Below are 20,893 nucleotides of genomic sequence, written 5' to 3' on the forward strand. Positions count from 1 at the left end.
TGATATTCGGTGGCGCGCGCCATCCGCGGATGTCGACGCCAAAACGCGATTTTACCGGATTTCGGGGGCTTCCCGCATCGTGACATGGGGCCGCGCCGGCGCCCTGCCACAGGCGGGCTAGTGCGGCAGGTCGCGACAATGTGCGGCAAGCCACACCCGTACCGCAACGGCATCGAGAAAGTAGCGACAAAGTGCCTCGCCGCCGGCGCCCGGCGCCCCGCCCACCAGCAGCGGAACCCGCTCCCCTATGCGCGACTCGAGCATGGGATCCGCCTCGACATCGACTTCGTGCAGCGTGAAGTCGAATTCACGGCGCAGCGGCGCCAGCGCTGCCTTCATGTCGTCACACAGACGGCAGCGGTGCCTGCCATACAGCGTGAGCGCCGTCATCGCCGCATGGCGCCGCTCAACGCGAAGCGTTGCTACCCGGGCGCAGGGTCAGCACCTGGGTGGCATCGCCACGGCGCACGAACAGCGCCGCCAGTCGGTTCTTGTCGAGCGCGCGCACCATGTCGTTGAATTGCCTGGCGCTGGTGACATCGGTATCGCCGAGGCGCAGGATGATGTCGCCCGGGCGGATGCCCGCACGCAAGGCCGGACCGTCGACCGTATCCACCTCCACACCCGACTTGATCTTCAACTCCTTGAGCCGTGCTTCGTTCAGGTCATTGACGATCAGGCCCAGCGCGTTCGGCTTCGCCGCAGTCCCGCCGTCATCGCGCGGGCTGCTGCTCGCGCGCGCCTTGGGCTTGTTGTCCTGTTCCAGCTCGACCACGGTGATGGTGAGCTCGCGCGTGGCGCCCTTGCGCCAGACCTGCATCGGCACCCGGCTGCCCGGTTTGGTGTCGCCCACCATGCGCGGCAGGTCCGAGGCGCGCTCGATATCCCTGCCGTTGAACTTCAGGATGATGTCGCCCGGCTCCACGCCGGCGCGCTCGGCAGGGCCGCCCGGCTCCACGCTGCCCACCAGGGCGCCGCGCGCCCGTCCCAGGCCCAGCGAATCGGCGACTTCCTTGGTAACCTCACCGATCGCCACCGCGATGCGTCCGCGCGTCACCTTGCCGGTGGCCTTGAGCTGCTCGACCACGCGCATCGCTTCGTCGATCGGGATGGCGAAGGAAATACCCATGTAGCCGCCACTGCGACTGTAGATCTGCGAGTTGATGCCGATCACCTCGCCGCGCAGGTTGATCAGCGGACCGCCCGAATTGCCCGGGTTGACCGCCACGTCAGTCTGGATGAACGGCAGGTAGTCGCCGGTGTCGCGCCCCTTGGCGGACACGATGCCGGCCGTCACGCTGTTGTCGAGGCCGAACGGCGAGCCGATCGCCAGCACCCATTCGCCGGCGCGGACCTTGTCGGAATCGCCCAGCGGCAGCTTGGGCAGGCCGGTCGCTTCGATCTTGATCAGTGCCACATCGGTACGCTTGTCCGAACCGATCAGCTTGGCCTTGAATTCACGCTTGTCGGGCAGCGTCACGTAGATGGTGTCGGCGTCGGCAACCACATGGGTGTTGGTCATCACGTAGCCGTCCTGGCTGATGATGAAACCCGAACCGACGCCGCGGTTCATCTCCTCGCCCTGGCCTTGACCCTGGCCTTGACCCTGGCCCTGCGGAGGCTGGCCGCGACGCGGCGCGGGCGCACCGGGCATCGGCACGCCGAAGAAGCGGCGGAAGAACTCCGCCATGTCGTCATCCTGGCTGCCGCCCTGGCGGACCCGCTCGGTGGTGCGGATATTGACCACGGCCGGGCTGGTCTTCTCCACCAGGTCGGTGAAGTCGGGCACACCGTAGCTGGGGGCCGCGGCCTGGGCATGGCCCAGTTCGGACACCATCGGCACGATGGCGAGGATGGCAGCCATCACCAGGGTGCGAGCCATGGCAGGCGATTTGGAAATCATCGACAACTCCCGGGAACTCAGCTTGTAGCTGGCAAGGTCTGTCTATTTGAGACAACTGTGAGAACGCCGTGCGGCGATCGCAAGCAACCGGCGCCGCCCGCGGCGGCGCCCGGCTCGGGATGGCACCTGGCTCAGTGCGTCACCTTGGGCGAATGGTACTCGACTGCTGCCGCGAACTGCTTCACCGTCGCGGCAGGTACTTCGCCGACCACCGTGATCCAGAAGTCAGCGATGCGGCGGACCACCACCTGGGTAGCGCCCAGCGAAGCCACGCCCTCGCGCCTGGCGCGCTGCTCCGAAACCGGCTCGATGAATACCGACAGGCCGGTCAGGCCATCGCTGTACACGACCTGCTGCACCTCGAAGGTCTGATTGCGGCCATCGCCCTGCTGGCCACGCAGTTCACCGAGCGGCCGACGCACTTCGCGGATCTTCTGGAAGCCTTTGACCGGCACATTGATCGACCAGCCTTCGTCGGCGATATTGGCCGGCTGGTAGGTGACCTCGTAGTGGTTCCAGCCGCTGGATCCGCGGATCGCCGACAGGATGCGCTGCTTCTCCGATGGCACGCCGATCTGGACCTGCGAGAAGGCGACCTGCTCGAGCACCTTGCCGTTCTCGTCCAGGGTCTGTGCACGCACCAGCAGGCCCGAATTCTTCTCGGCCCACAGGCGGACCGCATAGCGGGCGCCGTCGTGCGGTTGCAAGGCGAAGACCGCGCACTCAAGACCGGCAAGGCGCTCGTCCGGCAGCTTGCGCATGTCGTAGAGATCGAGCACGTCGGTCTTGTTGGTGGCGAGCAGGGCCGGGAAGCGGTCCTTGGCCTGCTGCTTCTCCACTACCACCAGCTTGGCCTCCGGAATCAGGCTGTGCACGACATCGTTCTCGCGCAGGACTTCGCGCGGCTTGCCGTCGAGCGTTTCGAGACGCTCGTATTCGTTCTGCGCCGCGTCGCTGTAATGCTGGATGCGCGAGGCATGCATGACGCTGCCGCGCTGGTAGATCAGGGTGCCGTTGTAGTTCTCACGCTGCGCCGCGCGGTGAATCTTGTTCAGCCAGGCCGTCGCGTCGCGGCGCGCCAGCGCGGTGTCCGCCGGCTGGGCGCTCGCCGCAGCCGCAGTCAGACAGAAGGCCAGAAAAAAGGACCTGCGCAGGGCCCTTATTCTGTGTGCGCCCGCTACATAGGCGGGCGACCATCCCTTATGCATGTCCGGCATTATTCCTGCGAATTGTCCTGAATGAAGTTGGCGCTGTTGGCAACCGCGCGCATGGTGGGCACGACCGCATCGGTCGCCACGGACACGCGATGAGCGCGCAGGTATTCGTCAAGGCGCGGATCCCGGATCATCTGCCCGCTGTCGGCCGCCACGGTGACGACCCCGCCGGCCTTGGCCGCAGGCTGGTCGGCCCGGGCCACCACCGCATCCGGCGCACCCACGTCGCCCGCACCGCGCATCTGCGGCACGACCACCCAGCTGACCGCGGCGACGGCCGCGGCAATGGCGGTACCCGGTACCACGCGGCGCACCCACGACGGACGCAGCAGCAGGCGCTGGCGCGCCTGACCTGCCTGGGCGACCGCCGGCACGAGGACGTGCGGCTCGCTGTCCAGCCGCGCCGAGAAGCGGGCCAGGAAGGCATTGGTCGAATCGATATGCGCGAGGTCTTCCGAACGCAGCACGTCGCCGATCATCTGGAAGGTCGACCAGTCGGCCAGGCCTTGGCCGCTGCGCGCGAATTCCAGCGCGGCGCTGGCCTCGTGCGGTGCCAGCTCGCCATCCATCAGCGCGGAAACCTGCTCCGCCGCATCCATTACATGAACCGACTGCTTATGAGCCTGACCCATTTCCCACCCCAAGACATTCCATTGAACACCGATAATCCCGTGACTGCTTGTCGCTTATCGATGCAGGAATTGACTGCAACGCTGGCCGCACGACATTTCTTTACAACGCTTCTACCACCGCTTGCCTTCTGCCGTTCCAAGTAGCGGACGCAGCTTCTCGGCGATCGCCTCGCGCGCCCGGAAGATGCGCGAGCGCACCGTACCGATCGGGCAGCCCATCGCCTCCGCGATCTCCTCATAACTGAGGCCTTCGATCTCGCGCAGTGTGATGGCTGTGCGCAACTCTTCCGGCAGTGCTTCCATCGCCCGGTTCACCGTCTCGGCAACCTGGCGCGTGTGGAGCATCGACTCCGGCGTATTGATATCCCTTAGTTGCTCGCCGTCCGCAAAAGTTTCAGCCTCCTCGGCATCAATGTCCGTTGACGCTTCCGGCCGGCGGCCCTGGGTGGCCAGATAGTTCTTGGCCGTGTTGACGGCGATCCGGTACAACCACGTGTAGAAGGCCGACTCGCCCCGGAACTGGGGCAAGGCACGGTATGCCTTGATAAAGGCATCCTGCGCCACATCCTCCACTTCAGCGGGGTCCCGGACCAGGCGCGAAATCAGGCGGATGATCTTGCGGTGATACTTGGTCACCAGCAACTCAAAGGCCCGCTTGTCGCCCTGCTGGACGCGTTCAACTAGGAGCTGATCGGCTTCGCGTTCGCTCACGAATGGTTCACCTGCAGTGTATCTCTTGGTTTCGTCGTCACGACAAACGTTGTATTTTACCTACGATTCGGTGGCGCACACGTCTTGGCTATGCATAGAGAGCCACCAGCGGCGGCACAGCCGTCATCGACGGCCCGCGCGGACCGCCCTCCGGATCGCCCGCAGCGCGGGCCCCGGCGTATTGCCGCGGTGAAGGATCAGCCACCGTGGCATGGACACCCCGCCTGGACGCAGCGCCAGCAGCAGCGCCGCGCCGCCGAGATCCCAGTTGGAAGCAATGCCCGCGACGGCGTCCCGTCCGTCCGGAAGGACCAGCATGACGGCAGGAGATCCTGCCGTGCCGGCCAGGCCGGCACAGCGGCAGGCGCCGGCGTACCGCACCTGCCACCAGCCGTAGAACCACACGACCGGTACGGCGGCCAGCAACGCGCCAAGCGCGACCTGCCGCGGCCGGTCGCCGGAGGCCACGGCGGCGAGACAGGCAGCGGCAAGCAGGAACAGCGCGACCAGTTCGGCCGCAAGCGCGGCGCAGAACGCACCGCGTGGCCAGCTTGCACCGCCTCCGCGCAAGACGGAGGCGGGCCGGCGGGTGCCGGCTTCAGGCGCGGCGGAAGACAAGCGTGCCGTTGGTGCCGCCAAAGCCGAAGTTGTTCTTCACCGCCACATCGATCTTCATATCGCGCGCCGTATTGGCCACGAAATCCAGGTCGCACTCGGGATCCTGGTCGACGAGGTTGATAGTCGGCGGCGACACCTGGTGGTGCAGCGCCAGCACGGTGAAGACCGACTCCAGCCCACCCGCACCACCGAGCAGGTGGCCGGTCATCGACTTGGTCGAGTTGACCGCCATCTTGTAGGCGTGCTCGCCGAAGGCCAGCTTGATGGCATCGGCTTCGTTCTTGTCGCCCAGCGGCGTCGACGTGCCATGCGCGTTCAGGTATTGCACCGCGTCGGCATTGATACCAGCGTCCTTCAGCGCATTGACCATGCAGCGGCGCGGACCGTCGGTGTTCGGCGCCGTCATGTGGAAGGCGTCGCCGCTCATGCCGAAGCCCACCAGCTCGGCGTAGATGCGCGCGCCGCGCGCCTTGGCCGACTCGTACTCTTCGAGCATCATCACGCCGGCGCCCTCACCCAGCACGAAACCGTCGCGGCCCTTGTCCCAGGGGCGCGAGGCAGCAGCCGGATCCTCGTTGCGGGTCGACAGCGCGCGTGCCGCGGCAAAGCCCCCGATACCCAGCGGCGAAACCGTGGATTCGGCGCCACCCGCCAGCATGGCATCGGCATCGCCGGCCTGAATCAGGCGTGCGGCCAGGCCGATGCTGTGCAGGCCGGTCGTGCAGGCGGTTACCGCGGCCAGGTTCGGGCCCTTGACACCGTGGATGATCGACAGGTGGCCCGAGATCATGTTGATGATCGAGCCGGGCACGAAGAACGGCGAGATACGACGCGGGCCGCGGTTGGTCAGTTCCGCATGGGTGTCCTCGATCATCGGCAGGCCGCCGATGCCCGAGCCGACCAGCACGCCGATGCGGTCGGCGTTGGCCTCGGTCACTTCCAGGCCGCTGTCCTTCAAGGCCTGCGTGCCTGCCGCGATGCCGAAATGGATAAAGGTATCCATGTGGCGGGCTTCCTTGGCTGGGATGTAGTCCTCGGCCTTGAAACCCTTCACTTCACCGGCGAAGTGCACGGCAAGCGCGGAGTGATCGAACTTGGTGATGGTGGCGATGCCGGACTGGCCCGCAACCAGGTTGGCCCAACCTTCGGCAACCGTGTTTCCGACCGGAGACACGAGGCCGAGCCCGGTGACGACGACGCGACGACGGCTCACTATGATTTCCTACGGGTGCGTGAAGCAGAATGCGGAACGGCGGCACGCCGATGCGGGCCGGCCGGTTCGGCGGGCCCGCATCGGCGCGCTCCGCTCACGGCGATTCTGCCTCTTCGGACAGACGAAAGCCACAGAAAACAGCAAGGCAGGGCCGCACGGCCCGCCCGTCCGCCTTCTGTGGCTCGGGAATTCAGAAAAGGCAGGCTCAGGCCTTGACGTGCGCGGTGGCGTAGTCGATCGCCTGCTGCACGGTGGTGATCTTTTCGGCTTCCTCATCGGGAATTTCCATGCCGAATTCATCTTCCAACGCCATCACGAGTTCAACCGTGTCGAGCGAGTCGGCGCCCAGGTCGTTCACGAACGACGATTCGTTCTTGATGTCCGCCTCGGCCACGCCAAGCTGTTCTGCCACGATTTTCTTGACGCGTTGTTCGATATTGTCCATGTAGCCCTCCAGGGAAGTTCGACAAAAAGTGGGCGCATTTTAGCAGGTTTGGAACGTAAAAATCCCGCCTGCCGACCGTTGCATGATCCGCGCCCGATTGATTGGAAAAACAGCCGCTTCACACGGCATCAAGCAGCTTCTCCGTCGAAACCGCTTGCCGTGCGCCGCAGTCAGTTCATGTACATCCCGCCGTTGACGTGCAACGTCGTACCCGTGATGTAGGCTGCTTGCGGGCCGGCCAGGAAGGTCACCGCATGGGCGATGTCCTCTGGCAGGCCGAGGCGGCCCAGCGGAATCTGGGTTTTCAGTGCCGCATGCTGCTCTTCCGACAAGACCTTGGTCATATCGGTATCGATGAAGCCCGGTGCCACGCAATTGACCGTGACATTGCGGCTGCCGATCTCGCGGGCCAGCGCGCGGCTCATGCCTTCCACGCCTGCCTTGGCGGCCGCGTAGTTCATCTGGCCGGGGTTGCCGGCAGAGGCCACCACCGAGGTGATATTGATGATGCGGCCGCCGCGCGCCTTCATCATCGGGCGCAGCACGGCGCGCGACAGGCGGAACACCGCCGACAGGTTGGTGTCGATCACCGCGCTCCAGTCATCGTCCTTCATGCGCATGGCGAGCTGGTCCTGCGTGATGCCGGCATTGTTGACCAGCACGTTCAGGCCGCCGCGTGCCTTGATCACTTCGTCGATGAGGGCCTCGCAGCGTGCCGCGTCCTTGACGTCCAGCACCGCGCCCGCGCCCTTCAGGCCTTCGGCCTCGAGATACGCGCCGATCGCGGCCGCACCGCCTTCGGTGGTGGCGGTGCCGACCACCGTGGCACCTTGGCGCGCCAGTTCCAGCGCGATGGCGCGGCCGATGCCGCGCGAGGCGCCGGTGACCAGCGCGACCTGATTGTCCAGAAGTTTCGTCATGGTCTGGTATCCCGTGTTCTGTTCTTACTTCAGCAGCGCCAGCGTGTCCTGCAGCGAGGCCGGATCGAAGATCGCGCCACCGACCAGGTTGCCGTCGATGCGCTTGGTCATGCCGGCCAGCACCTTGCCGGGACCGCATTCGATCACATGGGTCACGCCTTCGGCGGCCATCTTCTGCACGCACTCGACCCAGCGTACCGGGGCGGCGGCCTGGCGCACCAGCGCGTCCTTGATGGACTCCGGATCGCTGACGATGGCGACGTCGACGTTGTTCACCAGCGGAATGGCCGGCGTCGCGAATGCCAGCCCGGCCATACGCTCGCGCAGGCGATCGGAAGCCGGTTTCAGCAGCGAGGAGTGGAACGGCGCGGACACCGGCAGCGGCAGCGCGCGCTTGGCGCCCTTGGCCTTGGCAATTTCGCAGGCCTTTTCGACCGCAGCCTTCTGCCCGGCGATCACGACCTGGGACGGCGCGTTGAAATTGACGGCCTCGACCACGCCGGCCGGCGCCGCCTCGGCACAGGCCGCGCGCACGTCGTCGTCCGACAGGCCGAGGATGGCAGCCATGCCGCCCTCGCCCACCGGCACCGCTTCCTGCATGGCCTGGGCGCGGAAACGCACCAGCGGCACGGCATCCGCGAACGGGATCACGCCCGCCGCCACCAGCGCCGAGTATTCGCCCAGGCTGTGACCTGCCACCAGGGCGGGAGCCGGGCCGCCGGCGTCGAGCCAGGCGCGGTAGACGGCCACCGCGGCAGTCAGCATGACCGGCTGCGTGTTGGTGGTGAGGTTCAGCTCCTCGGCAGGACCCTCGGCGATCAGGCGGCCGATATCCTGACCCAAGGCACTGGAAGCTTCTTCCAGCGTCGCGCGCACGACGGGGTGGTCAGCAAAAGCATTGAGCATGCCCACCGATTGCGAGCCCTGGCCGGGGAATACAAAAGCGAAAGTCATCGGATTGGAATCGTTGTGGAATCGTTGAGACCGCGGCGCGGCCGCGGGGACCGCGCGCGCATCGGGGCCTTACATGCGCAGCAGCGCCGCACCCCAGGTGAAGCCGCCGCCCACGCCCTCCATCAGCACGTTCTGACCCGGCCGGATGCGGCCGTCCCGCACCGCCTCGTCGAGCGCGAGCGGAATGGAAGCCGCCGAGGTGTTGCCGTGCTCGTGCACGGTCGCCACCATACGCTCGGCCGGCAGGCCGAGCTTCCTCGCCGTGCCTTGCATGATGCGGATATTGGCCTGGTGCGGAATCAGCCAGTCGACCTGGTCCGCCGACATCTCGGCGGCCGCCAGCGCTTCGCGCGCCACCTTGTCCAGCACGGTGACCGCCAGCTTGAAGACGGCCTGGCCGTCCATATGCAGGAAGGGGCTGCCGACGATATTGCCGCCGCTGATGTTGCCCGGCACGCACAGGATATCGACATGGCTGCCATCGGCATGCATGGCGGAGGACAGGATGCCCGGCTCATCCGACGCGCTCAGCAGCACCGCACCAGCGCCGTCGCCGAACAGCACGCAGGTGGTACGGTCGTTGAAATCGAGGATGCGCGAAAACACTTCGGCGCCGATCACCAGCACGTTCTTGTGCGAGCCGCTGCGGATGAACTTGTCCGCCGTGGACAGCGCATACACGAAGCCCGAACAGACGGCCTGCAGGTCGAAGGCAGCACACTGGTTGGTGATGCCCAGCTTCTGCTGCACCAGGCTCGCGGTGCTGGGAAAGATGAAGTCCGGCGTGGACGTCGCGACGATGATCAGGTCGATGGCCTGGCGATCGATGCCGGCGGCCTCGATGGCCCGCTCGGCCGCCTTGACGGCCAGGTCGCTGCTGCCGACGTCCGGCTCGGCCCAATGGCGCGCGGCGATACCGCTGCGCGAGAAGATCCACTCATCGCTGGTCTCGATGCCCTTCGCCGCCAGTTGCTCCGCCAACTCCTGGTTGGTGACGCGCCGCGGGGGCAGGTAGCTCCCCGTACCGATGATTTTTGCGTAGCTGGTCATGTCGTATCGGATCGTGTTGCCCGGGACATCTGCTCCGGGCCCGCTGGGCGGGCCTCAGGCAGCGCGGGCGCTGGGATGCGGGTTCGGCGCCGTGCCCGGCTGCGAAGTGCCCGCTGCGGCGCCACCGGCGCCGACCTTGTTAGCGAAGGCCTGGCTGATGCGCGCGATGACACCATTCTTGGCGGCATCATACCCGCGTTTGATAGCCCACTCAAAGGAGTGCGCATCGGCCGAGCCGTGACTCTTGATCACCAGGCCGCGCAGCCCCAGCAGCGAGGCGCCGTTGTAGCGCGCCGGGTCCAGCCGCTTGGCCAGCCGCGACAGTACCGGCATGGCCACACCCGCCAGCAGCTTGGTGAACCAGGAGCGCGTGAATTCTTCCTTGATCATACTGCCGATCATCTTCGCCAGGCCTTCGGTGCTCTTGAGCGCCACATTGCCGACAAAGCCGTCGCAGACCACGATGTCGGTGGTGCCCTTGAAGATGTCGTTGCCTTCCACGTTGCCGTAGAAGTTCAGCTCGGAGGCGCGCAGCAATTCGCCGGCGCGCTTGACCACTTCATTGCCCTTGATGACTTCCTCACCGATGTTCAGCAAGCCGACGGTGGGATGGGGCTTGTGGTCGACCACCGCGACCATCGCCTCGGCCATGCGGGCAAACTGCAGCAGATGCTCGGGCTCGCAATCCGCGTTGGCACCGAGATCGAGCACGGTGGTCCCCCAGCCCTGCTCGTTGGGAATGGTGGTAGCGATGGCAGGCCGCTCGATGCCTTCCAACGTCTTCAGCACATAGCGCGACACCGCCATCAGGGCACCGGTGTTGCCGGCCGAGATACAAGCGTCGGCCAGGCCTTCCTTGACCTGCGTCACCGCCACGCGCATCGAGGAATCCTTCTTCTTGCGCAAGGCGACCTCCACGGGATCGTCCATGGTGACGACCTCGGTGGCAGCGACGATGCGCACGCGCGGATGCTCGAGCGCATGCAATTTCTTGAGCTGCGGCTCGATGGCTTCCGGCTGGCCGACCAGGACCACCTCGGCATCCTCGTGCGTAGAGAGAAAACTGATCGCTGCCGGCACCGTCACGGAGACCCCGTGATCGCCGCCCATGCAATCGATGGCAACTTTGATCGTCATTGTTTCCTGGAGCAGACGCGCGATTGCGCTGACTCTGACCCGGCCTCCCGCCCGATCTTGCCCGGACGGCCCGGCGGAGCGGCCTGGCTGGCCGCCGTTCCGGCAACTGGCAGGTCGAATCCCTTCCGAGCGCGCAACAAAAAAGCGGCAACGAGCTTGCCGCTTTCTTGTATCTTGCCTAGAACGTGTGCGCGAGACGCGAAGTCACGCCGAACGGACGTGTCAGTCGTTCTTGGTCTTGATGACCTTGCGGCCACGGTAGTAGCCGTTCGGGCTCACGTGGTGGCGCAGGTGGGTTTCGCCGGTGGTCGGCTCGACAGCCAGGGGAGCCGCCGACAGGTGATCGTGCGAGCGGTGCATGCCGCGCTTGGACGGCGACTTCTTGTTCTGTTGAACAGCCATGATGACTCCTTCGAGAATTTTGCAATATTAACACACAGCATCTGGCGCTAGGCGTAGCCGGGCCCGACCGGATGCGTATCCAGGGCCTGTCGACCGCCCCCTGTCCGCACGCGCTGCGTGAGGCTTCAGTGCTTGGTCTTCAGGTTGGCCAGCGCCGCAAAAGGCGAAGGCCGCTTTTCTTCTTCCGGCGTCGCCTCGACTTCCGGCTCCACCTGTCCGTCCGCGCCGGTCACGAGACTCTCATGCACCGATTCGCAGACAGCATGCTTGGGCGCTACCGGCAGGGCCAGCAGCACTTCATCTTCGATCAAGGTCAGCAGCGAAAAACGCTTGGACCCCGCGATGACGTCGACCTCATCGTCGTCCATCGGCGCCGCGTCCGCTTCCTCTTCCGTCGCTACGACCTCGAAGCGCGTCGCCGTCGACACCGGCTCCGCGTAGGCCTCCAGGCAGCGCTGGCAGTTCAGCCAGACGCTCCCCTCGACGGACAGGTCGAGGAACAGTCGCCGCACCGGCGCCCGGCCGGGCTCGCCGGCCTCCTCGCGCGCCATGCCGTGCACCTGGAAGCGGAATCGCTCGTCCGGCGCCGAGGCTGGCGCTTGCGCCGCCGTCTCGGCTAAGATGCGCGGCAACTCGCGCAGCGCCACTTCGCCGTCAGCAGTGTCGCCCGACCGGCAAAAGGCAAAGAGATCAAACTCGCGCAGGTCGATCGACTGGGTCATGATGGCTGTCCGACACCGCTCTGCGACGCGGGCCGCGCGCAAGAGGACAAGCACGTCGCCGGCCGCGATCCCCGCCCGGCGCCGCAACTGCCGACGCACGGGGAGAGCCACCGGACCGTCACTTTCCGCCACGGCCACCGCGCGGACCCGCAAGGATTGCGAGCCATAAGCGGCTAAACGCGAGATTATACGTCGAGTTTCCGCCCGGAGTCAAAACCGGCACCCACATCTTTCCTCTTTCCGCTCAACGACTTATGCCTTCCAGCACGCGCCCCACCCTGATCCTGGGCTCCAGCTCCCGCTACCGCCGCGAGCTGCTCGAACGCCTGCGCATTCCTTTCGAGGTCGCCACGCCCGATATCGACGAAACCCCGCTGGCCGGCGAAGCACCGGAAGCGACGGCACTGCGCCTGTCGCTGGCCAAGGCCCAGGCCATCTCCGCGCGCCATCCGGGCGCACTGGTGATCGGCTCGGACCAGGTGGCAACGCTCGATGGCGCACAGATCGGCAAACCCGGCACCCACGAGAACGCCCTGGCCCAATTGAAGATGATGCGCGGCCGCACCATCACTTTCCACTCGGCCCTGTGCCTGCTGGACGGCCGCACCGGCCAGCATCAGCTCGCCGACGTGCAGACCCTGGCCACCTTCCGCGCACTGGAAGACGCCGAGCTGGAGGCCTACCTGCTGCTCGAGCACCCCTACGACGTCGCCGGCAGCGCCAAGTCGGAGGGCCTGGGCATCGCCCTGCTGTCGCAGGTGGAATCCGACGACCCGACGGCCCTGGTCGGGCTGCCGCTGATCGCGCTCACCGGCATGCTGCGGGCGGCCGGCTATCCCTTCTTCCAGGCGTGAGGGCGGCATGAGCAACCAACCCGACTCAAGCCACGCCGGCGGCACCCTGTTCCTGATCCCCAACACCCTGGGCAAGCGCGACGAGGCGGACCCGCTGCCGGACGTGATCCCGGCCGGCGTGCAGCAGATCGCCGCGCGGCTCGACTACCTGGTCGCAGAGAACGCCAAGACCGCACGCGCCTTCCTGAAGAAACTGGGCGAGACCGCGCCGCTGGCACGGCCGATCCAGCAGATCGAGATCCGCGAACTGAACGTCAACACGCGCGCCGAGGCCCTGGCCGACCTGCTCGAACCGATCCGGGCCGGACGCGATGGCGGCCTGCTGTCCGAGGCCGGCGTACCCGCCGTGGCCGACCCCGGTGCCGACCTGGTGCGGCTGGCCCATGCGGCAGGCGTGCGCGTGCGCCCGCTGGTCGGACCCAGCTCGATCCTGCTGGCGGTGATGGGCTCGGGACTGAATGGCCAGAGCTTTGCCTTCAACGGCTACCTGCCGGTCGATCCGGGCGAGCGCGCGCAGAAACTGCGGGAGCTGGAGCAGCATTCCCGCAAGACGCGCCAGACCCAGGTCTGGATCGAGACACCCTACCGTAATGGCGCCCTGCTGGAAGCCATGCGCCAGCATTGTGCCGGCACCACACTGCTGTCGATCGCAGTCGACCTGACCCAACCCGGGGAGACCATCGTCACGCTGCCGCTGTCGGCCTGGCGGCCCGAGCGCCTGGAACTGCACAAGCGGCCGGCGATCTTCTCGCTGCTGGCAGCCTGATCCCCCCAGCGGCCAGTGGTGAGGCGCGGCGGCGGCCGCGCCTCACCGCGCCTTCCTCGTCACTGCACCGACTGCAGGCGGCTACCCAGCATCAGCGTCTTGATGGCGGCACTACCAGCCGCGGCGCCGAAACGCTTGGCAACGCGCTCGGCCAGGTTCTCCTTGACCGTGTAGTCGACGATGTCCTCCGCCTTGAACAGCTCGCGGGCCACGTAGTCGGCGTTGCCGAGCCCGTCCGCGAGCCCCAGCTCGATGCTGCGCTGGCCGGTCCAGAACAGGCCCGAGAACAGGTCCGGATCCTCCTTGAGGCGATCGCCGCGCCCTGCCTTCACGACATCGATGAACTGCTGGTGGATCTGCTTGAGCATGGCCTGCGCATATTCCTTCTGCCGCGGCACTTCCGGCGAGAACGGGTCGAGCATGCCCTTGTTGGCGCCCGAGGTATACAGACGGCGCTCGACCCCCAGCTTATCCATCAGCCCGGTGAAGCCGAAACCGTCCATCAACACGCCGATCGAGCCCACGATGCTGGCCTTGTCGACATAGATCCTGTCGGCCGCGGCAGCCACGTAATACCCACCTGAAGCGCAGATCTCCTCGACCACCACGTAGAGCGGCTTGGACGGATAGAGCTTGCGCAGGCGGCGGATCTCGTCATTGATGATGCCGGCCTGTACCGGCGACCCGCCCGGGGAATTGATCTTGAGGATGACCCCGGCCGCATTGGTGTCGGCGAAGGCGGCCTGCAACGCCGTGTTGATCGATTCCGCGCTGGCCGTCGTGCCGGCGGCAATCTCGCCGTCCAGCGAAACCATGGCCGTATGCCGGCCGCTGGTGCTGATGCCGCCATCGCCCTTGAAATCGAACACCAGCAGGAATAGCGCCACCAGCAGGGCCAGGCCCGCGAAGCGGAAGAAGATGCGCCAGCGGCGCGCCGCCCGCTGCTCGCGCAGCGATGCCATCAGCACCTTCTCCAGCACATCGCGCTCCCAGCCACCCCCGACCGGGCCGCCGGCCCCTGCCAGTCTGGCGGCGCGCTCCTCCGACTCGCGGCGCGCAGCCGCATCGCCCTGGCGCAACTCGTCCTCGAGCGGATAGTCGGCGTGGCGGGCCGTCTCCAGGCGCGCCTGGTCCGGCGCCACGCCTCCCTCCGCGCCGGGCTTGCCGGCGCCATCGTCGTCAAACGGAGGCTTCTGCTGTTCAGTCATGCAATGGCTCTATGAGATGGCTAGGGATAGGGGTGGCAGCGCAGGCCGGCACGCATTGTCTAGCTGCCCGCGGCGAGGGCCGGTGCGGCATAGGGAAACTCCGGCAGCCAGTACACGCCGCCATCACGCTCCTCGATCCGCAGTTTGACGAGCGCGGCGCCACGGCAGGGGCCGCCCACGCACAGCCCGGTGTCGGGCGCATAGATGGCGCCGTGTGTCGCGCACATCAAGTATAGGCCCGACGACTCGAAGAACCGGCCTTCCTGCCAGTCCAGCTCCATCGGCACATGCGCGCACTGGTTGAGATAGCCGTGGGCCGCGCCGTCGAAGCGCACCACGAAGGCGCTGATCTCCCGCCCACGCAGCTCGACCGTGAAACGCACGCCATCCCCGCCCTCCGCCAGCGCCGCCGTGTCGCACAGGCGTCGCGCCGCCTCAACCATGGCCGCGCAGCCACTGACTGAGATCCTCGACCGACGCCGCGCAGTGCAGCGGCGTCATCGCCTGCAGCGAATCGGCCGGATGGGCGCCATAGCTGACGCCGATCCCCGCCGCGCCGGCATTGATCGCCATCTGCAAATCGTGCGTGGTGTCGCCGATCATCACGGTGCGCGCCATCTCCTGGCCCAGTTCGCGCGTCAACTCGAACAGCATGGCGGGATTCGGCTTGGAGAAGGTCTCGTCGGCGCAGCGCGTCGCGTCGAACAAGCGTTCCAGGCCGGTGGCGGCCAGCGCGCGCTGCAGGCCGGCGCGGGTCTTGCCCGTAGCCACGCCCAGGAAATAGTGTTCCGCGCGCAGCGCTTCCAGCATCTCGCGCACGCCGGCGAACAGGACCAGCTCGGCGTCGCGGGTCAGGAAATGGTAGCGATAGCGCTCCGCCAGCCGGGGATAGTCGATCGGGTCCAGCGTCGGCACCGCATACGACAGCGCATCCTTCAGCCCAAGCCCGATCACGTGGGCGGCCGCACGATCGTCCGGCTCCGGCAGGCCCAGATCACGCGCGGCAAGCTGGATGCACTTGGCGATGGTCGGTGTGGAATCCATCAGGGTTCCGTCCCAATCGAACACGATCAGGTCAAAGCGTTGCCGGGGCATGGTTCTGGGTGTCCTCGTCTGTCGTTCTGTTCTTTTCGGTAGCGGCCGCAAGCCAGCCGGTGCTCAGCCGGGCCGCCCCGCCTGTTCGCGCAGTTGCTGCAGGAAGGCCTGGCACTCGGCCGGCAGCGGCGCGCGCACCGTGATCGCCTCGCCGGTCGACGGATGGGCGAAGGTCAGCTGGTGCGCATGCAGGAACATGCGCCGCAATCCGGGCCGGGCCCCGGCCCGGGCCAGCGCCTTGTTCAAGGCGAAGTCGCCGTACTTCTCGTCACCCGCGATGGGAAAGCCCGAGTGGGCGAGGTGCACGCGGATCTGGTGCGTACGGCCGGTCTTGAGTTCGGCCTCCAGCAGCGTGAAGCCGGAGAAGGCCTCGACCCGGTTGAACACCGTATGCGAGGCCAGGCCGTCGGCCTGCACCCGCACCCGGCGCTCGCCATCGGGCGTGGTGTATTTGAAAAGCGGGAACTTCACATGCTGACGGGCATTGGCGAACTCGCCTGCCACGCAGGCGAAATAGCGCTTGTCGAGCGCATTGCCGCGGATCTGCTCGTGCAGGCCGACCAGCGCCGAGCGCTTCTTGGCCAGCATCAGGATGCCCGAGGTCTCCCGGTCGAGCCGGTGCACCAGTTCCAGGAAGCGCGCTTCCGGATGGGCCTGCCGCAACTGTTCGATGACCCCGAAGGCGACGCCGGAGCCGCCATGGACCGCCACGCCGGCCGGCTTGTCGATGATCAGCAGGTGCGCATCCTCGAACAGGACGGGGAAGCTCGCCGGCGGCACGAAGGCGGTGGAAGGTGCGGCAGTCGCCACGCGAATCGGCGGGATCCGCACCACATCTCCCGCTTTCAGCCGGTAAGTGGCGTCGACGCGCCCCTTGTTGACCCGCACCTCGCCGGAACGGAGGATGCGATAAACGTGGCTCTTGGGCACGCCCTTGGCCGACTTCAGCAGGTAGTTGTCGATGCGCTGGCCATCGGCCTCTTCGCCAACCGTCACATACGCCACCTGAGGCCCCATCGCGGGCGCCTGCGCCTCTTTTTCAATTTGATGGCGTAACTCATTCATTTTCAATATAATTTCCTCGCTGTTCCGGCCCAAGGACCGGCAGCGTAATCCGGTGTAGGCGATTTATCGCATTTTACACTTTGGGTTGCCGCCAGCCCGGCCGGCCTCACGTCGATTTGCGTACCCCGCGAACGCCAGGCCGGCGAATGGTGGCAAAAAAGCAGCACGCACGGAACCGTCCGCGCGCAGGAAGCCGACCGAAGTCGGCTTCGGCAATCTGGGCGGTCACGTGGGAACTGAGTGTTCAGGTAGAACAGAATTTGATGGCGGATGCCCGTGGCATCCGCTCTGGTGAGAGAAGTCCCGTCCGCACCGGCTAACGGTGCCGGCCGGCAGGCTTGCCTCGCAGCTGGCTGGTATTACCGGCGCCCGGTCGCAGAACTCTAAGAAGGTATAGGTGCGCCCGCCAGGAGATGTCAGCATGCGGACAAGCATTGTCGTGCCCGACAAATTGCTCTTTGACGCGTCTCGGCCATACCGCGGCCGGCCGCGGTATGGCCGGCGCGCTTTGCCCGGCAACCGCCGCCAGCAAGCAGGGTGTTGCGCCGGCATGCTGCACTGAGCAGCCGCCGGCCCTCTCTCACCCCCGCGGCCGTCGCCAGGACGCCGTGGCCTCTCCTCACCCGCGCCCAGCCGGCCACGCCCATCGGCGTGCCGGCACTCCCGGCAATTCTCCCACCCCCACTCGCTCCCTAGCGTGCTTCACGGAACGCCGCGTGGCGCCGCATGCCGGTGCCTGGCGCGGCATTGGAGCGAGGTAGTGCGATGAAACGCATGCTTTTCAATGCGACGCAGCAAGAGGAACTGCGCGTCGCGATTGTCGATGGCCAGAAGCTGATCGACATCGACATCGAGGCCGCCGGGCGCGAACAGCGCAAGGGCAATATCTACAAGGGCGTGATCACCCGTATCGAGCCCTCGCTGGAGGCCTGCTTCGTCAACTACGGCGAAGAACGCCACGGCTTCCTGCCGTTCAAGGAAGTCGCCCGCGCCTATTTCAAGGAAGGCATCGACGTGCGCAATGCACGCATCCAGGATGCCTTGCACGAAGGCCAGGAGCTGATCGTCCAGGTAGAAAAGGAAGAGCGTGGCAACAAGGGCGCCGCCCTGACCACCTTCATCTCACTGGCCGGCCGCTACCTGGTGCTGATGCCCAACAACCCGCGCGGCGGCGGTGTGTCGCGCCGCATCGAGGGCGAGGACCGCCAGGAACTGCGCGAGACCATGGCGCAGCTGACCGTGCCCGAAGGCATGAGCATCATCGCCCGTACCGCGGGCATCGGCCGCTCGGCCGAGGAACTGCAGTGGGACCTGAACTACCTGCTGCAATTGTGGAAGGCCATCGACGGCGCAGCCGGCGACAACCGGGCCCCGCTGCTGATCTACCTGGAATCGAGCCTGGTGATCCGCGCCATCCGCGACTACTTCCAGCCCGATATCGGCGAGATCCTGATCGATACCGACGAGATCTACGAGCAGGCCCGCGCCTTCATGAGCGTGGTGATGCCGGACAACCTGAACCGGGTCAAGAAGTACCGCGACGATGTCCCCCTCTTCTCGCGCTTCCAGATCGAGCACCAGATCGAGTCGGCCTATTCGCGCATGGTGATGCTGCCGTCCGGCGGCGCCATCGTGATCGACCACACCGAGGCCCTGGTCTCCGTGGACGTGAACTCGGCCCGCGCCACCAAGGGCGCCGACATCGAGGAAACCGCGCTGCGCACCAACCTGGAAGCGGCCGATGAGATTGCCCGCCAGTTGCGCCTGCGCGACCTGGGCGGCCTGATCGTGATCGACTTCATCGACATGGAGTCGAGCAAGGCCCAGAAGGACGTGGAAACCCGCCTGAAGGACGCGCTGCGCCATGACCGCGCCCGCGTGCAGATGGGCAAGATCAGCCGCTTCGGCCTGATGGAGCTGTCGCGCCAGCGCCTGCGCCCGTCGCTGTCGGAGGGCTCCCACATCACTTGCCCGCGCTGCAACGGCACGGGCCATATCCGCGATACGGAATCGTCCGCCCTGCAGGTGCTGCGCATCATCCAGGAAGAGGCGATGAAGGAAAACACCGCCGCCATCCACTGCCAGGTACCGGTGGAGGTGGCCGCCTTCCTGCTGAACGAGAAGCGCCAGGAAATCAACCTGATCGAACTTCGCTTCAAGGTCAATGTGCTGCTGATCCCCAACAAGCACCTGGAGACGCCGCACTACAAGCTGGAACGCCTGCGCCACGACGATCCGCGCCTGGAGGACAGCATGGCCAGCTACAAGATGGCCGAGGCCGCCGCCAAGGAGCTGGAAGCCGATACCAGCTACAGCAGCCGCAAGAAGGAAGATGCCAAGCCGCGCCAGGAAGCCGCGGTGAAGGGCATCACGCCCGAGCAGCCGGCCCCGGTGTCGACGCCGCGCCCCGAGCGCGCGCCGCGCCAAGAAGTGCCTGCTGCGCCGCCCGTGCCTGCCACCCAGCCGGTCGCCAGCGGTGGCTTCATCGCCTGGCTGAAGGGCTTGTTCGGCGCCAAGCCGGCAGCCCCGGCCGTCGAGCCCGCCAAGCCAGTGGCCGCCGAGGCACGCACCGGTGAAGGCCGCCGCGAGCGTGGGCCGCGCGGCGAACGCACCGAACGGGGTGAGCGTGGCCAGGGTGGGCGCGGCGAGCGCGGAGACCGTGGTGAGCGCACCGATCGCGGTGAGCGCGCCGAGCGCGGCGAACGCCAGAGTGGCCGCGGCCAGCGCGGCGAGCGGCCGGCGACGGAGCAGAAGGGCGAACGCCAGCCGCGTCCGCAGCGCCAGCCGGCCGACCTCCAGGCCGCACCGGCCTCCCGCCAGGCGGAAGCCGGCCAGGAACGCCGCGAGCGCGGCGAGCGCCCCGACCGGGGTGAGCGTGGCGAGCGCTCGGAACGCGGTGAACGGGCCGAACGCGGCGAACGTCGCGAGCGCAACCGTGACCGCCAGCGCGAACGCGGCGAAGCCCGCGAGAGCGAGGGCGCCGAGGAAGTCGCAGCACTTGCCGCCGTGCCGGAGGGCCTCTCAGCCCAGCCCGGCACCGCCGCTGCGGCACGTGAAGCCGAGGACAGCGCACGCCTCGACCTGCCGGAAGGCACCGAAGGCGCTGAAGCGGCCGAGGCTGGCGAGGGCGAAGAACGCCGCCGCCGCAACCGCCGCGGCCGCAACCGCTATCGCCGCGAGCGCGAGGACGGTCAACAGAATGGCGAAGCTGGTGAAGCCGGCGACGTCGGTGCGGCGCCGGCGCCTCTGGCCGCAGTTGGCGCGGAGGCGGACGCAGTCGCCACCGCCGCGGTGACGCAGGTCGAGGCAGTGGCCGTGGCACGCGTCGAGCCGGTGGCCGAAACCGTGGCTGCCGCGCAACCGGCAATCGCGGCAGCGGCAGCGGCAGTCGAGCCCGCTCCGGTGGCAGTCGAGCATGCAGCCGTCGAAGCCGCTGCGAGCGCCACGCCAGCGGTTCCGCTGACCGAGCCGGCCCATGCCGAGCCCGCTCCCGTCACGGTGGCAGCCGCCGCGCCGATCCAGCCGGCACCGGCCACGACGGTGGCCGAACCGGCGATCGCCGCCGTCCCGGCACCGGAAGCCGCTGCCGTAGCAGCACCCGCGGTCGCGGCCGTGGAAGCTGCGCCGGCGGCTGCCGTCGTGGCTCCCGCCCCTGCCGTGCAGGCCGCTGCGCCGGGCAACCTGGAGCCGATGCTGGCTGCTGCCGGCCTGCAGTGGGTCCATACCGACAGCGACAAGTACCGTGCCGCGCAGGAGGCCGCCGCCCGCATCGTGCCCGCGCCGCGGGTGCCGCGCGAGCGCAAACCCCTGCCTCCGCTTCCCGAGGGTCCGATGATCCTGGTGGAAACCGGCGGCAATCAGGTTGAAATGATCTCTTCCGCGCACCAGTAAGTCGCCAGTCGCAAGGGCAATGCCGCGGCGGCGTGCCACCGCGGCCCGAAGGGGACGGGAAACCGTCCCCTTTTTCTTTTCCCCTGCCGGCAA

Annotated in this window: 21 protein-coding genes; 3 read left to right on the forward strand and 18 right to left on the reverse strand. The window is 67.0% G+C overall.

Annotated features, from left to right (window positions below; all coding sequences use genetic code 11):
* Nucleotides 1-117: 117 nt before the first annotated feature.
* The 14 genes from BKK80_RS15560 to BKK80_RS15625 all read right to left on the reverse strand — a co-directional run bounded on the left by BKK80_RS15560 (nucleotide 118) and on the right by BKK80_RS15625 (nucleotide 11,921).
* Nucleotides 118-390, reverse strand: coding sequence for a glutaredoxin family protein (locus tag BKK80_RS15560; RefSeq protein ID WP_071038131.1), 273 nt, complete (start codon nucleotides 388-390; stop codon nucleotides 118-120).
* A 16-nt stretch (nucleotides 391-406) separates the two neighbouring features.
* Nucleotides 407-1,903 carry a DegQ family serine endoprotease gene (locus BKK80_RS15565; RefSeq protein ID WP_071014260.1) on the reverse strand — a complete coding sequence of 499 codons (1,497 nt, stop codon included), beginning with the start codon at nucleotides 1,901-1,903 and terminating at the stop codon, nucleotides 407-409.
* 131 nt (nucleotides 1,904-2,034) lie between these two features.
* Entirely contained in the window at nucleotides 2,035-3,111 is a 1,077-nt protein-coding gene (locus BKK80_RS15570) for a MucB/RseB C-terminal domain-containing protein (RefSeq protein ID WP_071070878.1), read from the reverse strand.
* Between the two features lie 8 nt (nucleotides 3,112-3,119).
* Entirely contained in the window at nucleotides 3,120-3,749 is a 630-nt protein-coding gene (locus tag BKK80_RS15575; RefSeq protein ID WP_071014262.1) for a sigma-E factor negative regulatory protein, read from the reverse strand.
* Nucleotides 3,750-3,860: 111 nt separating this feature from the next.
* Nucleotides 3,861-4,460, reverse strand: a complete 600-nt coding sequence (gene rpoE / locus BKK80_RS15580) for an RNA polymerase sigma factor RpoE (RefSeq protein WP_071014264.1) — start codon at nucleotides 4,458-4,460, stop codon at nucleotides 3,861-3,863.
* A 123-nt stretch (nucleotides 4,461-4,583) separates the two neighbouring features.
* Nucleotides 4,584-5,078, reverse strand: a complete 495-nt coding sequence (locus tag BKK80_RS15585) for a hypothetical protein (protein ID WP_157903243.1) — start codon at nucleotides 5,076-5,078, stop codon at nucleotides 4,584-4,586.
* Nucleotides 5,059-6,291 (reverse strand): beta-ketoacyl-ACP synthase II, encoded by a 1,233-nt coding sequence (gene fabF / locus BKK80_RS15590; RefSeq protein ID WP_071014270.1) that lies wholly within the window; start codon nucleotides 6,289-6,291, stop codon nucleotides 5,059-5,061. The genes BKK80_RS15585 and fabF overlap by 20 nt, the downstream gene beginning before the upstream one ends.
* Before the next feature lie 205 nt (nucleotides 6,292-6,496).
* Nucleotides 6,497-6,736: an acyl carrier protein gene (acpP, locus tag BKK80_RS15595; RefSeq protein ID WP_008644813.1), complete on the reverse strand. Its 240-nt coding sequence runs from the start codon at nucleotides 6,734-6,736 to the stop codon at nucleotides 6,497-6,499.
* A 170-nt stretch (nucleotides 6,737-6,906) separates the two neighbouring features.
* Nucleotides 6,907-7,656 carry a 3-oxoacyl-ACP reductase FabG gene (fabG, locus tag BKK80_RS15600; RefSeq protein WP_071070153.1) on the reverse strand — a complete coding sequence of 250 codons (750 nt, stop codon included), beginning with the start codon at nucleotides 7,654-7,656 and terminating at the stop codon, nucleotides 6,907-6,909.
* 24 nt (nucleotides 7,657-7,680) lie between these two features.
* Complete coding sequence (gene fabD, locus BKK80_RS15605; RefSeq protein ID WP_071014276.1) at nucleotides 7,681-8,610, reverse strand: ACP S-malonyltransferase; 930 nt, start codon at nucleotides 8,608-8,610, stop codon at nucleotides 7,681-7,683.
* 69 nt (nucleotides 8,611-8,679) lie between these two features.
* Nucleotides 8,680-9,660, reverse strand: coding sequence for a beta-ketoacyl-ACP synthase III (locus BKK80_RS15610; protein WP_071014278.1), 981 nt, complete (start codon nucleotides 9,658-9,660; stop codon nucleotides 8,680-8,682).
* A 54-nt stretch (nucleotides 9,661-9,714) separates the two neighbouring features.
* A complete protein-coding gene (gene plsX, locus BKK80_RS15615; protein WP_071014281.1) occupies nucleotides 9,715-10,797 on the reverse strand; it encodes a phosphate acyltransferase PlsX in 1,083 nt (360 codons plus the stop codon).
* Nucleotides 10,798-11,019: 222 nt separating this feature from the next.
* Entirely contained in the window at nucleotides 11,020-11,199 is a 180-nt protein-coding gene (gene rpmF / locus BKK80_RS15620) for a 50S ribosomal protein L32 (RefSeq protein ID WP_010814675.1), read from the reverse strand.
* A gap of 125 nt (nucleotides 11,200-11,324) precedes the next feature.
* Nucleotides 11,325-11,921 (reverse strand): YceD family protein, encoded by a 597-nt coding sequence (locus BKK80_RS15625; protein ID WP_071014284.1) that lies wholly within the window; start codon nucleotides 11,919-11,921, stop codon nucleotides 11,325-11,327.
* Nucleotides 11,922-12,175: 254 nt separating this feature from the next.
* On the opposite strand from BKK80_RS15625, the gene BKK80_RS15630 reads away from it, so the two are divergent.
* Nucleotides 12,176-12,775 carry a Maf-like protein gene (locus tag BKK80_RS15630; protein WP_071014286.1) on the forward strand — a complete coding sequence of 200 codons (600 nt, stop codon included), beginning with the start codon at nucleotides 12,176-12,178 and terminating at the stop codon, nucleotides 12,773-12,775.
* Nucleotides 12,776-12,782: 7 nt separating this feature from the next.
* Nucleotides 12,783-13,541 carry an SAM-dependent methyltransferase gene (locus tag BKK80_RS15635; RefSeq protein WP_071070155.1) on the forward strand — a complete coding sequence of 253 codons (759 nt, stop codon included), beginning with the start codon at nucleotides 12,783-12,785 and terminating at the stop codon, nucleotides 13,539-13,541.
* A gap of 59 nt (nucleotides 13,542-13,600) precedes the next feature.
* On the opposite strand, the gene BKK80_RS15640 is transcribed toward BKK80_RS15635, so the two are convergent.
* The 4 genes from BKK80_RS15640 to BKK80_RS15655 all read right to left on the reverse strand — a co-directional run bounded on the left by BKK80_RS15640 (nucleotide 13,601) and on the right by BKK80_RS15655 (nucleotide 16,909).
* Nucleotides 13,601-14,749 carry a S49 family peptidase gene (locus tag BKK80_RS15640; protein ID WP_071070157.1) on the reverse strand — a complete coding sequence of 383 codons (1,149 nt, stop codon included), beginning with the start codon at nucleotides 14,747-14,749 and terminating at the stop codon, nucleotides 13,601-13,603.
* A 59-nt stretch (nucleotides 14,750-14,808) separates the two neighbouring features.
* Nucleotides 14,809-15,192 (reverse strand): Rieske (2Fe-2S) protein, encoded by a 384-nt coding sequence (locus BKK80_RS15645; RefSeq protein ID WP_071070160.1) that lies wholly within the window; start codon nucleotides 15,190-15,192, stop codon nucleotides 14,809-14,811.
* Complete coding sequence (locus tag BKK80_RS15650) at nucleotides 15,185-15,844, reverse strand: HAD-IA family hydrolase (protein ID WP_071014295.1); 660 nt, start codon at nucleotides 15,842-15,844, stop codon at nucleotides 15,185-15,187. The genes BKK80_RS15645 and BKK80_RS15650 overlap by 8 nt, the downstream gene beginning before the upstream one ends.
* Before the next feature lie 63 nt (nucleotides 15,845-15,907).
* A complete protein-coding gene (locus BKK80_RS15655) occupies nucleotides 15,908-16,909 on the reverse strand; it encodes an RluA family pseudouridine synthase (protein WP_071014297.1) in 1,002 nt (333 codons plus the stop codon).
* A gap of 765 nt (nucleotides 16,910-17,674) precedes the next feature.
* Here BKK80_RS15655 and BKK80_RS15660 point away from each other — a divergent pair.
* Nucleotides 17,675-20,800, forward strand: coding sequence for an Rne/Rng family ribonuclease (locus BKK80_RS15660; protein WP_071070162.1), 3,126 nt, complete (start codon nucleotides 17,675-17,677; stop codon nucleotides 20,798-20,800).
* The last annotated feature ends 93 nt before the right edge of the window (nucleotides 20,801-20,893 follow it).

It is taken from the genome of Cupriavidus malaysiensis (genome assembly GCF_001854325.1).
Classification (GTDB): Bacteria; Pseudomonadota; Gammaproteobacteria; order Burkholderiales; family Burkholderiaceae; genus Cupriavidus; species Cupriavidus malaysiensis.

Bases quoted from the DNA above. Each gene is read 5' to 3' on its own strand.
- BKK80_RS15560 (WP_071038131.1), bottom strand. From the start codon at position 390: ATGACGGCGCTCACGCTGTATGGCAGGCACCGCTGCCGTCTGTGTGAC.
- BKK80_RS15565 (WP_071014260.1), bottom strand. From the start codon at position 1,903: ATGATTTCCAAATCGCCTGCCATGGCTCGCACCCTGGTGATGGCTGCC.
- BKK80_RS15570 (WP_071070878.1), bottom strand. From the start codon at position 3,111: ATGCATAAGGGATGGTCGCCCGCCTATGTAGCGGGCGCACACAGAATA.
- BKK80_RS15575 (WP_071014262.1), bottom strand. From the start codon at position 3,749: ATGGGTCAGGCTCATAAGCAGTCGGTTCATGTAATGGATGCGGCGGAG.
- acpP (WP_008644813.1), bottom strand. From the start codon at position 6,736: ATGGACAATATCGAACAACGCGTCAAGAAAATCGTGGCAGAACAGCTT.
- fabG (WP_071070153.1), bottom strand. From the start codon at position 7,656: ATGACGAAACTTCTGGACAATCAGGTCGCGCTGGTCACCGGCGCCTCG.
- fabD (WP_071014276.1), bottom strand. From the start codon at position 8,610: ATGACTTTCGCTTTTGTATTCCCCGGCCAGGGCTCGCAATCGGTGGGC.
- BKK80_RS15610 (WP_071014278.1), bottom strand. From the start codon at position 9,660: ATGACCAGCTACGCAAAAATCATCGGTACGGGGAGCTACCTGCCCCCG.
- plsX (WP_071014281.1), bottom strand. From the start codon at position 10,797: ATGACGATCAAAGTTGCCATCGATTGCATGGGCGGCGATCACGGGGTC.
- rpmF (WP_010814675.1), bottom strand. From the start codon at position 11,199: ATGGCTGTTCAACAGAACAAGAAGTCGCCGTCCAAGCGCGGCATGCAC.
- BKK80_RS15625 (WP_071014284.1), bottom strand. From the start codon at position 11,921: ATGACCCAGTCGATCGACCTGCGCGAGTTTGATCTCTTTGCCTTTTGC.
- BKK80_RS15630 (WP_071014286.1), top strand. From the start codon at position 12,176: ATGCCTTCCAGCACGCGCCCCACCCTGATCCTGGGCTCCAGCTCCCGC.
- BKK80_RS15635 (WP_071070155.1), top strand. From the start codon at position 12,783: ATGAGCAACCAACCCGACTCAAGCCACGCCGGCGGCACCCTGTTCCTG.
- BKK80_RS15640 (WP_071070157.1), bottom strand. From the start codon at position 14,749: ATGACTGAACAGCAGAAGCCTCCGTTTGACGACGATGGCGCCGGCAAG.
- BKK80_RS15645 (WP_071070160.1), bottom strand. From the start codon at position 15,192: ATGGTTGAGGCGGCGCGACGCCTGTGCGACACGGCGGCGCTGGCGGAG.
- BKK80_RS15650 (WP_071014295.1), bottom strand. From the start codon at position 15,844: ATGCCCCGGCAACGCTTTGACCTGATCGTGTTCGATTGGGACGGAACC.
- BKK80_RS15655 (WP_071014297.1), bottom strand. From the start codon at position 16,909: ATGAATGAGTTACGCCATCAAATTGAAAAAGAGGCGCAGGCGCCCGCG.
- BKK80_RS15660 (WP_071070162.1), top strand. From the start codon at position 17,675: ATGAAACGCATGCTTTTCAATGCGACGCAGCAAGAGGAACTGCGCGTC.